Raw genomic sequence first — 13,914 nt, 5'->3', positions numbered from 1 at the left:
AGCTGTTTCAGATATAAAAAAACGCGCCATTTGGCGCGTTTTTACTTTCCAGTAACGAACTTATTTTTTCAAATCAGATTTGAAATCACGCTGTTCGTAGCCGGTGTACAGCTGACGTGGACGGGCAATTTTGATGCCGTCGTCGTGCATTTCGTTCCAGTGTGCAATCCAGCCCACGGTACGCGCCATCGCGAAGATAACGGTAAACATGGAAGATGGGATCCCCATCGCTTTCAGGATGATACCGGAGTAGAAGTCCACGTTCGGGTAGAGTTTCTTCTCGATGAAGTACGGGTCGTTAAGCGCAATGTGCTCAAGTTCCATCGCCACTTCCAGCAGGCTGTTATCTTTCAGATTCAGCTCTTTCAGCACTTCATGGCAGGTTTCACGCATCACAGTGGCACGCGGGTCGTAGTTCTTGTAGACGCGGTGGCCGAAGCCCATCAGGCGGAAAGAGTCGTTCTTGTCTTTCGCACGACGGATGAACTCAGGAATGTGTTCAACGCTGCTGATTTCTTCGAGCATCTTCAGTGCCGCTTCGTTAGCACCACCGTGCGCAGGTCCCCAAAGGGAGGCGATACCGGCTGCGATACAGGCGAACGGGTTAGCACCAGAAGAACCGGCGGTACGCACTGTAGAGGTTGAAGCGTTTTGCTCGTGGTCGGCGTGCAGGATCAGAATACGGTCCATTGCGCGTTCCAGAATTGGGTTCACCACGTACTCTTCGCATGGTGTGGAGAACATCATATTCAGGAAATTGCCCGCGTAAGAGAGGTCGTTACGTGGGTAAACGAACGGCTGGCCGATGGAATATTTGTAACACATCGCTGCCATCGTTGGCATTTTGGACAGCAGACGGAAGGCTGCAATCTCGCGGTGACGTGGGTTATTCACGTCCATGGAGTCATGGTAAAACGCTGCCAACGCACCGGTCACGCCGCACATAACAGCCATCGGGTGAGAGTCACGACGGAAACCGTGGAACAAACGGGTGATTTGTTCGTGGATCATGGTGTGACGGGTAACGGTGGTTTTGAATTCTTCGTATTGTTCTTGAGTCGGCTTTTCACCGTTTAGCAGGATATAGCAGACTTCGAGATAATTGGAATGGGTTGCCAGTTGATCGATCGGGAAACCACGGTGCAACAAGATGCCTTCATCACCGTCGATAAAGGTGATTTTTGATTCGCATGATGCGGTAGAGGTGAAACCCGGGTCAAAAGTAAACACACCTTTAGAACCAAGACTACGGATATCAATTACATCCTGACCGAGCGTGCCCTTTAGCACATCCAGTTCGATAGCATCATCACCATTGTAGGTGAGAGTTGCTTTTTTATCAGCCATTTACGGTCTCCTTAGCGCCTAATTTATCAGACTGCGGGATGCCCGACTTGCTTTCAAACCAACCGTGACGCTTACCCGTTTTTTTATATGCTCGTGGCTCTGTTTTGATTGTGTACAGCAAGGGTACAGAGCGAAGGGCGCTTGCAGGTAACATATGCCACGCAGGCGAAAAATCAGCAAATCAGAGCGTTAGCAGTCCATATCATTCAAACCTGTATACCACTAATAACTGTCCTGATTGATTGGGTCAATACCGATACACTGTTACATAACTTATTCTCAGGTGAAAGGCAGACCCTATAACTTTTACGAATTATACGGCTTTTCTGGCTCTGTTTGTAACAAGAATGTTTAAGTTTTGTCAAATCAGATGATTAAAATTTAAAATAATGTTGTTATCGTGATCCTGCTCACTGTTCCGACCAAAACCCTTCAAACTATATGTAGGTTAATTGTAATGAATTTGTGAAGCGCCTATACTGCCGCCAGGTCTCCGGAATACCCTGCCACCGGGCGCCACCCAGCGTTGTAGCCAGTTTTTTGGCATCTGGATGTAGCTGTTTTTGCATGACGCACAGTTATAGAAAGTTCACGCTGTCTGACCCCGCCTGCAGATCCGGAGGAAGGAAACTATAAGAACAGCATGTGGGCGCTATTCATGATAAAAAATGCGAAAAAACAAAGACCTGTAAACCTCGATCTGACAACAATGAGGTTCCCCGTCACTGCGATCGCTTCCATCCTCCATCGTGTATCCGGCGTGATCACCTTTGTGGCTGTTGGCATTCTACTGTGGTTGTTAGGCCAGTCACTCTCTTCTCCAGAAGGCTTCCTCGTTGCTTCATCCATAATGAGTAGCTTCTTTGTTAAATTCATCATGTGGGGCATCCTCACCGCGTTGGCATACCACGTTGTTGTGGGTATTCGCCACATCCTGATGGACACCGGCTTACTGGAAGAAACCCTTATAGCGGGCAAACGATCCGCAATGATTTCCTTTGTTATTACTGTCGTGCTTTCACTTCTCGCAGGAGTCCTCGTATGGTAAGCAATGCCTCCGCATTAGGTCGCAATGGTGTGCATGACTATATTCTGGTTCGTGCCTCCGCCATCGTAATCACCCTGTACATCATCTATATGATTGGCTTCTTCGCTGTTACCGGCGATTTAACCTACGAGGTCTGGAGTGGTTTCTTCGGCTCCGCCTTCACCAAAGTGTTCACCCTGCTGACATTGTTCTCAATTTTGATCCATGCCTGGATTGGCATGTGGCAGGTGTTGACCGACTACGTTAAACCAGTGGCGATTCGTCTTGGGCTGCAATTCGTGATTGTTGTAGCACTGCTGGTTTACGTCATTTATGGATTCGTTGTGGTGTGGGGTGTGTAATGAGTTTACCAGTCAGAGAGTTTGATGCAGTTGTCATCGGTGCTGGTGGTGCAGGTATGCGCGCCGCACTGCAAATTTCACAAGGTGGCCAGACTTGCGCCTTGCTGTCTAAAGTTTTCCCAACCCGTTCCCATACCGTGTCTGCGCAAGGTGGTATCACCGTAGCGCTGGGTAATACCCACGAAGACAACTGGGAATGGCATATGTATGACACGGTAAAAGGTTCCGACTATATCGGTGACCAGGACGCCATTGAATATATGTGTAAAACCGGCCCGGAAGCGATTCTGGAACTGGAGCACATGGGTCTGCCGTTCTCCCGTCTTGACGATGGCACTATTTATCAGCGTCCGTTTGGCGGCCAGTCGAAGAACTTCGGTGGCGAGCAGGCGGCACGTACTGCAGCAGCGGCTGACCGTACCGGTCACGCGCTATTGCACACGCTGTACCAACAAAACCTGAAAAACAAAACCACGATCTTCTCCGAATGGTATGCGCTGGATCTGGTGAAAAACGCCGATGGCGCCGTGGTGGGGACTACCGCGCTGTGTATCGAAACCGGCGAAGTGGTTTATTTCAAAGCGAAAGCGACCATTCTGGCAACCGGTGGTGCGGGCCGTATTTATCAGTCTACAACTAACGCACACATTAATACCGGCGACGGTGTTGGCATGGCGCTCCGTGCAGGCGTGCCTGTACAAGATATGGAAATGTGGCAGTTCCACCCAACCGGCATTGCGGGTGCGGGTGTGCTGGTTACAGAAGGTTGTCGTGGTGAGGGCGGTTATCTGCTGAACAAACACGGCGAGCGTTTCATGGAGCGTTACGCGCCAAACGCGAAAGATCTGGCGGGCCGTGACGTTGTTGCGCGTTCCATTATGATTGAAATCCGCGAAGGCCGTGGCTGTGATGGCCCATGGGGTCCACACGCGAAACTGAAACTTGACCACCTCGGCAAAGAAGTTCTCGAATCCCGTCTGCCGGGCATCCTCGAACTGTCTCGTACCTTTGCCCACGTTGACCCGGTTAAAGAGCCAATCCCGGTTATCCCAACTTGCCACTATATGATGGGCGGCATCCCGACCAAAGTCACTGGCCAGGCGCTGACCGTGAATGAGCAGGGCGAAGACGTTCTGATTCCTGGTCTGTTTGCCGTCGGTGAAATCGCTTGTGTATCCGTTCACGGTGCTAACCGTCTGGGCGGTAACTCACTGCTGGATCTGGTGGTGTTTGGCCGCGCTGCGGGCATGCATCTGCTGGAGTCTATCGCAGAGCAGGGCGAGCTGCGTGACGCGAGCGAAGACGAAATTAATGCCGCACTCGAGCGCCTGAACCGCTGGAACGGTAACCGTAACGGCGAAGATCCGGTGCAAATCCGCAAAGCGCTTCAGGAATGTATGCAGCACAACTTCTCGGTATTCCGTGAAGGTGATGCGATGGCAAAAGGTCTTGAGCAACTGAAAGAAATCCGCGAGCGCCTGAAAAACGCCCGTCTGGATGATACTTCAAGCGAGTTCAACACCCAGCGCGTTGAGTGCCTCGAGCTTGATAACCTGATGGAAACTGCTTTTGCGACCGCTGTTTCCGCTAACTTCCGCACCGAAAGCCGTGGCGCGCATAGCCGCTTCGACTATCCGGAACGTGACGATGCAAACTGGCTGTGTCACAGCCTGTATCTGCCTGAGTCGGAAAGCATGACTCGCCGTGAGGTGAACATGCAGCCGAAACTGCGTCCGGCATTCCCGCCGAAAGTGCGTACTTATTAATAGCGGAGCAAAGTGATGAAACTCGAATTCTCTATTTATCGCTACAACCCGGATGTTGACGATGCTCCGCGTATGCAGGAGTACACCCTGGAAGGGGAAGAAGGGCGCGACATGATGTTGCTTGACGCGCTGATGCAACTGAAAGAAAAAGACCCAACGCTATCGTTCCGTCGTTCGTGCCGTGAAGGGGTTTGTGGCTCCGATGGCGTGAACATGAACGGTAAAAATGGCCTGGCTTGTATCACCCCGATCTCCGCGTTGGGCAATGGAAAGCAGAAGATTGTGATCCGTCCACTGCCTGGATTGCCGGTTGTGCGCGATCTGGTTGTAGACATGGGGCAATTCTATGCTCAATATGAGAAGATTAAGCCTTACTTGTTGAATAATGGGCAAAATCCACCGGCTCGTGAGCATTTACAATCACCCGAGCAGCGTGAGAAATTGGATGGATTGTACGAGTGTATTCTGTGTGCGTGCTGCTCGACTTCCTGCCCATCATTCTGGTGGAACCCGGATAAGTTCATCGGCCCGGCAGGTTTACTGGCGGCATATCGCTTCCTGATTGACAGCCGTGATACTGAAACCGCAAGTCGTCTTGACGGAATCAGTGATGCTTTCAGCGTATTCCGCTGCCATGGCATCATGAATTGCGTCAGTGTTTGTCCTAAGGGATTGAACCCGACGAAAGCCATCGGCCACATTAAGTCGATGTTGCTGCAAAAGAGTGCCTAGCTTTTAGTTCCCTCTCCTTCGGGAGAGGGGAAAATTTGCAGGAAACCTTTAAAAACTGCCCTGTTGCGACAGTTTTTAAAGGTTCCTTCTCGAGCCGCCTGGAAAGGAAAAAGGCTCGTAGTTGTGAACCCCGGTAATGTGTACCACATGTGTACGCAATAGTTATTCACGGCGAAATAAGCATATAAATGCTTAAGGGATCACGATGCAGAACGGCGAAATGAAAGCCTGGCTGGATTCCTCTTACCTGGCAGGTGCAAACCAGTCCTGGATAGAGCAGCTCTATGAAGACTTCTTAACCGATCCTGACTCTGTTGATGCGCACTGGCGCTCAATGTTCCAGCAATTACCTGGAACCGGGGCCAGACCGGATCAATTCCATTCCAAAACACGTGATTATTTCCGTCGTCTGGCGAAGGATGCCTCACGTTATTCCACCGCAATTACCGACCCTGACACCGACGTCAAGCAAGTCAAAGTGTTGCAGCTGATCAACGCCTGGCGTTTCCGTGGCCATCAGGCTGCAAACCTTGATCCACTTGGTTTATGGAAACAGGACGCGGTTCCCGATCTTGACCCGACCTTCCATAATCTGACTGACGCCGATCTTCAGGAAACTTTCAATGTGGGTTCTTTTGCCAGCGGCAAAGAAACCATGAAGTTGTCCGACTTGATCAGTGCGCTGAAGCAGACTTACGGCGGATCTATCGGTGCGGAATATATGCACATCACCAACACCGAAGAAAAACGCTGGATTCAGCAGCGCATTGAATCGGTAGTGGGTCACTCAACATTTACTGTTGATGAGAAAAAACGCTTCTTGCAGGAGCTGACCGCAGCAGAAGGCCTTGAGCGTTACCTGGGTGCGAAATTCCCAGGCGCAAAACGCTTCTCGCTGGAAGGCGGTGATGCACTGGTGCCAATGCTCAAAGAGATGATCCGCCATGCGGGCAAGAGCGGCACACGTGAAGTGGTTCTGGGTATGGCGCACCGTGGCCGCCTGAACGTACTCATCAACGTACTGGGTAAAAAACCGCAGGAACTGTTCGACGAGTTCGCCGGTAAGCATAAAGAACACCTCGGCACCGGTGATGTGAAGTACCACATGGGCTTCTCATCTGACGTTGAAACCGAAGGCGGCCTGGTTCACCTGGCGCTGGCGTTTAACCCATCACACCTCGAAATCGTTAGCCCGGTGGTTATCGGTTCTGTGCGCGCGCGTCTGGACCGTCTGGAAAAACCAGGCATTAACCAGGTTCTGCCAATCACCATTCATGGTGACGCCGCGGTAGCCGGGCAGGGCGTGGTTCAGGAAACCCTGAACATGTCCAAAGCGCGTGGTTACGAAGTGGGCGGTACCGTTCGCATTGTTATCAACAACCAGATTGGTTTCACCACCTCTAACCCGCTGGATGCGCGTTCTACGCCGTACTGTACCGATATCGGTAAGATGGTGATGGCGCCAATTTTCCACGTGAATGCAGATGATCCGGAAGCGGTAGCGTTTGTGACTCGTCTGGCGCTGGACTTCCGTAATACCTTTAAGCGCGACGTGTTTATCGATCTGGTTTGCTACCGTCGCCATGGTCATAACGAAGCTGATGAGCCAAGCGCAACTCAGCCAGTGATGTATCAGAAAATTAAGAAACACCCGACGCCGCGTAAGATCTACGCAGACCGTCTGGAGCAGCAAAAACTGGCAACGCTTGAAGATGCCACCGAAATGGTGAATCTCTATCGTGACGCGCTGGATGCTGGCGAATGTGTGGTTGAAGAATACCGCCCAATGAACATGCATTCATTTACCTGGTCGCCATACCTCAACCACGAGTGGGATGAGAGCTATCCGAACAAGGTAGAGATGAAGCGTTTGCAGGAGCTGGCTAAGCGTATTAGTAGCGCCCCTGAAACCGTTGAGATGCAGTCACGCGTAGCGAAAATCTACAGCGACCGCATGGAAATGGCGAACGGCGCGAAGAAATTTGACTGGGGCGCGGCTGAAAATCTGGCGTATGCAACTCTGGTTGATGAAGGCGTTTCTGTGCGTTTGTCGGGTGAAGACGTGGGACGTGGGACATTCTTCCACCGCCACGCTGTGATTCACAACCAGACTAACGGTTCAACTTACACGCCACTGCAACACGTTCACAACAGCCAGGGTGAGTTTAAAGTTTGGGACTCCGTACTGTCTGAAGAAGCAGTTCTGGCGTTCGAATACGGTTATGCCACTGCGGAACCTCGCACGCTGACTATCTGGGAAGCTCAGTTCGGCGACTTCGCCAACGGCGCTCAGGTTGTTATCGACCAGTTCATCAGTTCCGGCGAGCAGAAATGGGGCCGTATGTGTGGCCTGGTGATGTTGCTGCCGCACGGTTACGAAGGCCAGGGTCCGGAGCACTCCTCCGCGCGTCTGGAGCGTTACCTCCAACTGTGTGCTGAACAAAACATGCAGGTTTGCGTGCCTTCTACTCCGGCTCAGGTTTACCACATGCTGCGTCGTCAGGCGCTGCGCGGTATGCGCCGTCCGCTGGTGGTGATGTCGCCTAAGTCTCTGCTGCGTCACCCACTGGCAGTTTCCACCATGGAAGAACTGGCTAACGGCACCTTCTTACCTGCCATTGGCGAAGTTGACGAGCTTGATCCTAAAGCGGTGAAACGCGTCGTCCTGTGTTCTGGTAAGGTTTATTACGATTTGCTGGAACAGCGTCGTAAGAACGATCAAAAAGATGTGGCGATTGTGCGCATCGAACAGTTGTATCCGTTCCCGCACCAGGCGGTGCAGGAAGCATTGAAACCATTTGCTCACGTACATGATTTTGTGTGGTGCCAGGAAGAGCCGCTTAACCAGGGCGCATGGTACTGTAGCCAGCACCATTTCCGTGAAGTGATTCCATTTGGATCAGCCCTGCGTTATGCAGGTCGTCCAGCCTCCGCATCACCTGCGGTAGGGTACTTGTCCGTTCACCAGAAACAGCAGCAAGATCTGGTTAATGACGCGCTGAACGTCGATTAATTAAAGGATAAAAAATGAGTAGCGTAGATATTCTAGTTCCTGACCTGCCTGAGTCCGTTGCCGATGCGACTGTTGCAACCTGGCATAAAAAACCGGGTGACACCGTGACCCGTGACGAAGTGCTGGTGGAAATCGAAACTGACAAAGTGGTACTGGAAGTACCGGCGTCTGCAGATGGTATTCTGGATGCTGTACTGGAAGATGAAGGCACCACCGTAACTTCTCGTCAAATCCTGGGTCGCCTGCGTGAAGGCAACAGCTCTGGTAAAGAGACTTCTGCGAAAGCAGAAAGCAAAGAGTCTACCCCGGCGCAGCGCCAGCAGGCTTCTTTGGAAGAGCAGAGCAATGACGCTCTCAGCCCGGCTATTCGCCGCCTGATTGCAGAGCATTCTCTGGATGCTAATGCCATTAAAGGCAGCGGTGTTGGCGGTCGTATCACCCGTGAAGATGTGGATAAGCATCTGACTCAGGCGAAAGCGGCTCAACCTGCTCAAGCTAAAGCGGCAGAAGAATCCAAAACTCCGGTTGCGCCACTGGCTGGCCGTAGCGAAAAACGCGTTCCAATGACTCGCCTGCGCAAACGCGTTGCTGAACGTTTGCTGGAAGCGAAAAATTCCACCGCCATGCTCACGACGTTTAACGAAGTGAACATGAAGCCAATCATGGAACTGCGTAAGCAGTACGGTGAATCTTTTGAGAAACGCCATGGTGTACGTCTGGGCTTCATGTCCTTCTACATCAAAGCGGTCGTTGAAGCGCTGAAACGCTATCCGGAAGTGAACGCTTCTATCGATGGCGAAGACGTGGTTTATCACAACTACTTCGACGTGAGCATCGCGGTTTCTACCCCACGTGGCCTGGTGACTCCGGTACTGCGTGATGTTGATACTCTGGGTATGGCTGACATCGAAAAACGCATCAAAGAACTGGCAGTGAAAGGCCGTGACGGCAAGCTGACAGTTGAAGATTTGACTGGTGGTAACTTCACTATCACCAACGGTGGTGTGTTTGGTTCCCTGATGTCAACGCCGATCATCAACCCGCCGCAGAGCGCGATCCTTGGCATGCACGCTATCAAAGATCGTCCGATGGCGGTTGACGGTAAAGTTGAGATCCTGCCAATGATGTATCTGGCGCTGTCTTACGATCACCGTTTGATCGATGGCCGTGAATCAGTGGGTTATCTGGTAGCAATCAAAGAATTGCTCGAAGACCCGACTCGTCTGCTGCTGGACGTTTAGTTTTAAAGCATCACCTGCACTGTAGGCCGAAAGCTGCGCGCCATCTGGCATGAATAGCGCACCGGCCTACAGGTTTATAACGATTACCCTGAAGGATGGATAGAACTCATGAACTTACACGAGTATCAGGCGAAACAGTTGTTTGCTCGATATGGCCTGCCGGCTCCAGTCGGTTACGCCTGCAACACTCCACGTGAAGCGGAAGAAGCAGCATCAAAAATTGGTGCTGGTCCGTGGGTGGTAAAATGTCAGGTTCATGCTGGTGGCCGCGGTAAAGCGGGCGGCGTGAAAGTGGTTAACAGCAAAGAAGACATCCGTGCTTTTGCTGAGCACTGGTTGGGTAAACGTCTGGTCACATACCAGACAGACGCAAATGGCCAGCCGGTTCACCAGATTCTGGTTGAAGCTGCGACTGACATTGATAAAGAACTGTATCTCGGCGCGGTGGTTGATCGTAGCTCCCGTCGCGTCGTGTTTATGGCGTCCACCGAAGGTGGCGTTGAAATTGAAAAAGTTGCGGAAGAAACCCCGCATCTGATCCACAAAGTTGCTCTGGATCCACTGGCAGGCCCAATGCCTTATCAAGGCCGTGAACTGGCGTTCAAACTGGGTCTGGAAGGTAAACAGGTTCAGCAGTTCACCAAGATCTTCATGGGCCTGGCGAACATCTTCCTGGATCGTGACCTGGCGCTGATCGAAATCAACCCGCTGGTTATCACCAAGCAGGGCGATCTGGTATGCCTCGATGGCAAACTGGGCGCCGATGGCAACGCATTGTTCCGCCAGCCAGAGCTGCGTGAAATGCGTGACCCAAGCCAGGAAGATGCACGTGAATCCCAGGCTGCTCAGTGGGAACTGAACTACGTTGCGCTTGATGGCAACATCGGTTGCATGGTTAACGGTGCGGGCCTGGCAATGGGCACCATGGACATCGTTAAACTGCACGGCGGCGAACCAGCAAACTTCCTGGACGTTGGCGGCGGTGCAACCAAAGAACGCGTAACCGAAGCATTCAAAATCATTCTGTCTGATGACAAAGTGAAAGCGGTTCTGGTTAACATCTTCGGCGGTATCGTGCGTTGTGACCTGATTGCAGACGGCATCATCGGTGCGGTTGCAGAAGTGGGTGTTAACGTTCCAGTGGTTGTTCGTCTGGAAGGTAACAATGCGGAACTGGGTGCGAAGAAACTGGCTGACAGCGGCCTGAATATTATTGCAGCGAAAAGTCTGACGGATGCAGCACAGCAGGTTGTTGCTGCCGTGGAGGGGAAATAATGTCCATTTTGATCGATAAAAACACCAAGGTGATTTGCCAGGGTTTCACCGGCAGCCAGGGGACTTTCCACTCCGAGCAGGCGATTGCATACGGTACGCAAATGGTTGGCGGGGTTACGCCAGGCAAAGGCGGCACTGAGCACCTCGGTCTGCCAGTATTTAACACCGTGCGCGAAGCCGTAGAAGCAACAGGCGCTACTGCTTCTGTTATCTACGTTCCGGCACCGTTCTGCAAAGACTCCATTCTGGAAGCAATCGACGCAGGCATTAAGCTGATTATCACCATCACCGAAGGTATCCCGACGCTGGATATGCTGACTGTGAAAGTGAAACTGGACGAAGCTGGCGTGCGCATGATTGGGCCAAACTGCCCAGGCGTTATCACCCCAGGCGAGTGCAAAATCGGTATCATGCCAGGCCACATTCACCTGCCAGGCAAAGTGGGTATCGTTTCCCGCTCCGGCACGCTGACCTATGAAGCCGTTAAACAGACTACCGATATCGGTCTGGGCCAGTCTACTTGCGTAGGCATCGGCGGTGACCCGATCCCTGGCTCTAACTTCATCGATATCCTGAAGATGTTCCAGGAAGATCCGAAGACCGAAGCAATCGTGATGATCGGTGAGATCGGTGGTAGCGCAGAAGAAGAAGCAGCCGCTTACATCAAAGAGCATGTCACCAAGCCAGTAGTGGGTTACATCGCGGGTGTGACTGCACCGAAAGGCAAGCGTATGGGCCATGCTGGCGCCATCATTGCAGGTGGTAAAGGCACAGCGGATGAGAAATTCGCAGCGCTGGAAGCCGCAGGCGTGAAAACCGTCCGCAGCCTGGCTGACATCGGTGACGCACTGAAAGCTATTTTGCCTCAGTAAGCAGAACTAATAATAAATGTTCGACATGGTTGGCCGCTCTTTTGAGCGGCCTTTTTTATGGATGATTAAATAAGCTATGATTTATTTTTCCATATGATTACTTTCTCATTCCCAAAAGTTACTGTGTTTATATTGGGTGGGATGTTAATTTCGTATTTAAATCGTCCAGACATACCGGATCTAGCTGTTGATAGATACACCAACATTGTTATGCTTGAATCACTATTTGTTTTCGTTATTATTTTATCCACAGCTAAAGCACTATGAAAAGCTAAACCACTCACTAATATTACATTCCCTCTATGACTATTTCCCTGTTCTTCTATTTTTAACCCAGCGACATCTTTTGTCTCGAGAATCATTTGGTTGATACCTCCAAAAGCTTCATTATTCAATAATGTTAAGATAAATATAAATAATACAGATTTCATAAAAATGAGCCAGATGAGTTCATTGAAGAACCAGATGAGCGCCCTGATGCCCCACTTGATGCGCTGTTACCACCATTTGGATACACCATGATTCCATGCGGTATTCCACCATTAGCATCAATAATAGCGTTCTTTAGTGTTGTGGGGTTACTAATAAACCCATAGTTTGAATTTAAGTTTTCGTTAGCTGCTGTATTCCATGCATCTCTTGCGAAACTTGAGCATGGTGACGAAAGCTTCCAGGCATCATTACCTTTATCTTTATATTTCTTAATTAAGTCGTAAAGCTCTTTCTCTTTTATATCATCTATATGTATAGTTCTCGTGGCATCAGCACTACGGCTAAGTTCAAGATTTTCAAAGAGACCATTACCATGACCTGTCGGATTATTTCCCCATGTACCATAGGTTGTTGTTGTCCCATTATCTGGAGTATATGATATCCATGAGTGCCCAGACATCATGCTTGCCCCCCCATCCCCTGAGGAATATATTGTCATGTCACCAGATAGCCCTAACGGATCAATGTTCTTAAGTGGATTTAATACATATTTATATCCATTCATTCCCCCCGCCAATCCAATCGGATCCTGCGTGATATACCGGCCCTGCTGCGGTTCGTAATAACGGTGGCGGTTGTAGTGCAGTCCCGACTCTTCATCATATTGCTGGCCCTGCATTCTCAGCGGCTGGTGCAGTTTCTGCGGATTGTGTTCGCGGAGCACATTGCCCCACGGGTCGAGGGTGATGTGCCAGTCGATATGGCCTTCGCGGTTCACCAGTGCCAGCGGTGTGCCGAGGTGGTCGCAGTGGTACAGATGGATTTTGCGGTCACTGTCGGCCTCCGGCTCCAGCCACAGGGCGAGATTTTCCGCTTTCAGGCCAGTGGCGCTGAGGAACTGCACCGTGTCGTCGCTGAGCTGGTTTTTGCGCAGCTCCTGCTCAATAAGATTCAGCCGCTGGTGCAGTACTGGCGGGAAAGTCACTTCGGCGTCACGTTCCAGCTTTTCAGCCAGTGTGCTGTGGTGGTCTTCGGCTTTCATCTGCTCCACCCGCACCAGCGGCATAAAGCTGCCGGGCTGATAAATCGTGTGCTGCTGCGTGCCCTGGCTTTCGCTCAGCACCAGTCGGTCGCCGTCCCAGCCATACCAGCTGTGCTGCGTGTCGGTCTGTTTCGTTGTCGGGTTGACGATGGCGGTGAGTTTACCCACCCGGCGACCGAGCGGGTCGTACACATAGCGGCCCTGTGCGGTGGGCTTTCCGTCATCTTCCCGGGTGTAACGCGTCAGACGGTGGCTCTGGTCGTAATGATAATGGTGAGTTTCATCCGGGGCATATTCCTCCCCGGTCCAGCCGGAGAGGTAACGGCATTTTTCGCTCAGGTTGCCGTGTTTATCGTAGCGATAGGTGTAGCGTTCATCCTGTCCGGTACGGTTATCTTTCCAGGTATGGCGGTCTTCCGGTCCCGGGATAAAATCGTGCGCCAGGGTCACGTTACGGTTGCCCGCCGGGTCGGTGAGCGTGGTGAGGATGGTATCGCCCAGCCGTGCGCTTTCCAGGCGCCCGGACGGGGAATACGTGTAATGCTGTTCGCCGTGACCGGTGTGGATACCGGTCAGCAGCCCGGCGGCGCTGTAGTGATAATCGCGGTTCAGGGCCGGATGGCTGTCCCGGGTCTGCTGCTGTGCCAGCTGGCCGCGTGGCGTGTACGCGCTGGTGGATTGCCAGTCACCGAACTGACGGCGGGTTTCCCGGTGCAGACGGTCACGGGTCAGCTCGAGCAGGGGTTCATCGCCGAGTTTCACACCCAGCAGATGGCCCGGGCCGTAGGTCTGCCACTGGATATCC

At 51.8% G+C, this 13,914-nt stretch carries 12 protein-coding genes; 8 read left to right on the top strand and 4 right to left on the bottom strand.

What is annotated here, in order from left to right:
* Positions 1–60: 60 nt before the first annotated feature.
* A complete protein-coding gene (locus tag GBAG_RS14005; RefSeq protein WP_034497193.1) occupies positions 61–1,347 on the bottom strand; it encodes a citrate synthase in 1,287 nt (428 codons plus the stop codon).
* A 206-nt stretch (positions 1,348–1,553) separates the two neighbouring features.
* Entirely contained in the window at positions 1,554–1,712 is a 159-nt protein-coding gene (locus tag GBAG_RS23270; protein WP_425591308.1) for a hypothetical protein, read from the bottom strand.
* Positions 1,713–1,990: 278 nt separating this feature from the next.
* Between GBAG_RS23270 and sdhC the strand changes: the two genes are divergently transcribed.
* The 8 genes from sdhC (at position 1,991) to sucD (ending at position 11,635) form a co-directional block, all read left to right on the top strand.
* A complete protein-coding gene (gene sdhC / locus GBAG_RS14000; protein WP_034497190.1) occupies positions 1,991–2,395 on the top strand; it encodes a succinate dehydrogenase cytochrome b556 subunit in 405 nt (134 codons plus the stop codon).
* On the top strand, positions 2,389–2,736 hold the full coding sequence (gene sdhD / locus GBAG_RS13995; RefSeq protein WP_034497188.1) for a succinate dehydrogenase membrane anchor subunit: 348 nt from the start codon (positions 2,389–2,391) through the stop codon (positions 2,734–2,736). The genes sdhC and sdhD overlap by 7 nt, the downstream gene beginning before the upstream one ends.
* The gene (gene sdhA / locus GBAG_RS13990) at positions 2,736–4,502 is read left to right on the top strand and encodes a succinate dehydrogenase flavoprotein subunit (RefSeq protein ID WP_034497185.1); all 1,767 of its coding nucleotides are present in this window, start codon (positions 2,736–2,738) and stop codon (positions 4,500–4,502) included. The genes sdhD and sdhA overlap by 1 nt, the downstream gene beginning before the upstream one ends.
* 15 nt (positions 4,503–4,517) lie before the next feature.
* Positions 4,518–5,234, top strand: coding sequence for a succinate dehydrogenase iron-sulfur subunit (locus GBAG_RS13985; protein ID WP_034497183.1), 717 nt, complete (start codon positions 4,518–4,520; stop codon positions 5,232–5,234).
* Positions 5,235–5,439: 205 nt separating this feature from the next.
* Positions 5,440–8,247 (top strand): 2-oxoglutarate dehydrogenase E1 component, encoded by a 2,808-nt coding sequence (gene sucA / locus GBAG_RS13980; RefSeq protein ID WP_034497181.1) that lies wholly within the window; start codon positions 5,440–5,442, stop codon positions 8,245–8,247.
* A gap of 14 nt (positions 8,248–8,261) precedes the next feature.
* Positions 8,262–9,488 (top strand): 2-oxoglutarate dehydrogenase complex dihydrolipoyllysine-residue succinyltransferase, encoded by a 1,227-nt coding sequence (gene odhB, locus GBAG_RS13975; protein ID WP_034497178.1) that lies wholly within the window; start codon positions 8,262–8,264, stop codon positions 9,486–9,488.
* A 108-nt stretch (positions 9,489–9,596) separates the two neighbouring features.
* Complete coding sequence (gene sucC, locus GBAG_RS13970; RefSeq protein WP_034497176.1) at positions 9,597–10,763, top strand: ADP-forming succinate--CoA ligase subunit beta; 1,167 nt, start codon at positions 9,597–9,599, stop codon at positions 10,761–10,763.
* The gene (gene sucD, locus GBAG_RS13965; protein ID WP_034458762.1) at positions 10,763–11,635 is read left to right on the top strand and encodes a succinate--CoA ligase subunit alpha; all 873 of its coding nucleotides are present in this window, start codon (positions 10,763–10,765) and stop codon (positions 11,633–11,635) included. The genes sucC and sucD overlap by 1 nt, the downstream gene beginning before the upstream one ends.
* Before the next feature lie 74 nt (positions 11,636–11,709).
* On the opposite strand, the gene GBAG_RS13960 is transcribed toward sucD, so the two are convergent.
* Both GBAG_RS13960 and GBAG_RS13955 read right to left on the bottom strand, forming a co-directional pair.
* Entirely contained in the window at positions 11,710–12,066 is a 357-nt protein-coding gene (locus GBAG_RS13960; RefSeq protein WP_034497174.1) for a hypothetical protein, read from the bottom strand.
* Positions 12,063–13,914 (bottom strand): RHS repeat-associated core domain-containing protein (locus GBAG_RS13955; protein WP_167333346.1); only part of this gene is annotated, 1,852 nt, incomplete at its 5' end. The genes GBAG_RS13955 and GBAG_RS13960, both read right to left, overlap by 4 nt.

Source organism: Buttiauxella agrestis ATCC 33320 (assembly GCF_000735355.1).
Taxonomy (GTDB): Bacteria; Pseudomonadota; Gammaproteobacteria; order Enterobacterales; family Enterobacteriaceae; genus Buttiauxella; species Buttiauxella agrestis.
Note: the sequence above shows the minus strand (reverse complement) of the source record. Positions and strands in the feature narration are given on the sequence as shown.

Bases quoted from the DNA above. Each gene is read 5' to 3' on its own strand.
- sdhD (WP_034497188.1), top strand. From the start codon at position 2,389: ATGGTAAGCAATGCCTCCGCATTAGGTCGCAATGGTGTGCATGACTAT.
- sdhC (WP_034497190.1), top strand. From the start codon at position 1,991: ATGTGGGCGCTATTCATGATAAAAAATGCGAAAAAACAAAGACCTGTA.
- GBAG_RS14005 (WP_034497193.1), bottom strand. From the start codon at position 1,347: ATGGCTGATAAAAAAGCAACTCTCACCTACAATGGTGATGATGCTATC.
- odhB (WP_034497178.1), top strand. From the start codon at position 8,262: ATGAGTAGCGTAGATATTCTAGTTCCTGACCTGCCTGAGTCCGTTGCC.
- GBAG_RS13960 (WP_034497174.1), bottom strand. From the start codon at position 12,066: ATGAAATCTGTATTATTTATATTTATCTTAACATTATTGAATAATGAA.
- sucD (WP_034458762.1), top strand. From the start codon at position 10,763: ATGTCCATTTTGATCGATAAAAACACCAAGGTGATTTGCCAGGGTTTC.
- sucA (WP_034497181.1), top strand. From the start codon at position 5,440: ATGCAGAACGGCGAAATGAAAGCCTGGCTGGATTCCTCTTACCTGGCA.
- sucC (WP_034497176.1), top strand. From the start codon at position 9,597: ATGAACTTACACGAGTATCAGGCGAAACAGTTGTTTGCTCGATATGGC.
- GBAG_RS13985 (WP_034497183.1), top strand. From the start codon at position 4,518: ATGAAACTCGAATTCTCTATTTATCGCTACAACCCGGATGTTGACGAT.
- sdhA (WP_034497185.1), top strand. From the start codon at position 2,736: ATGAGTTTACCAGTCAGAGAGTTTGATGCAGTTGTCATCGGTGCTGGT.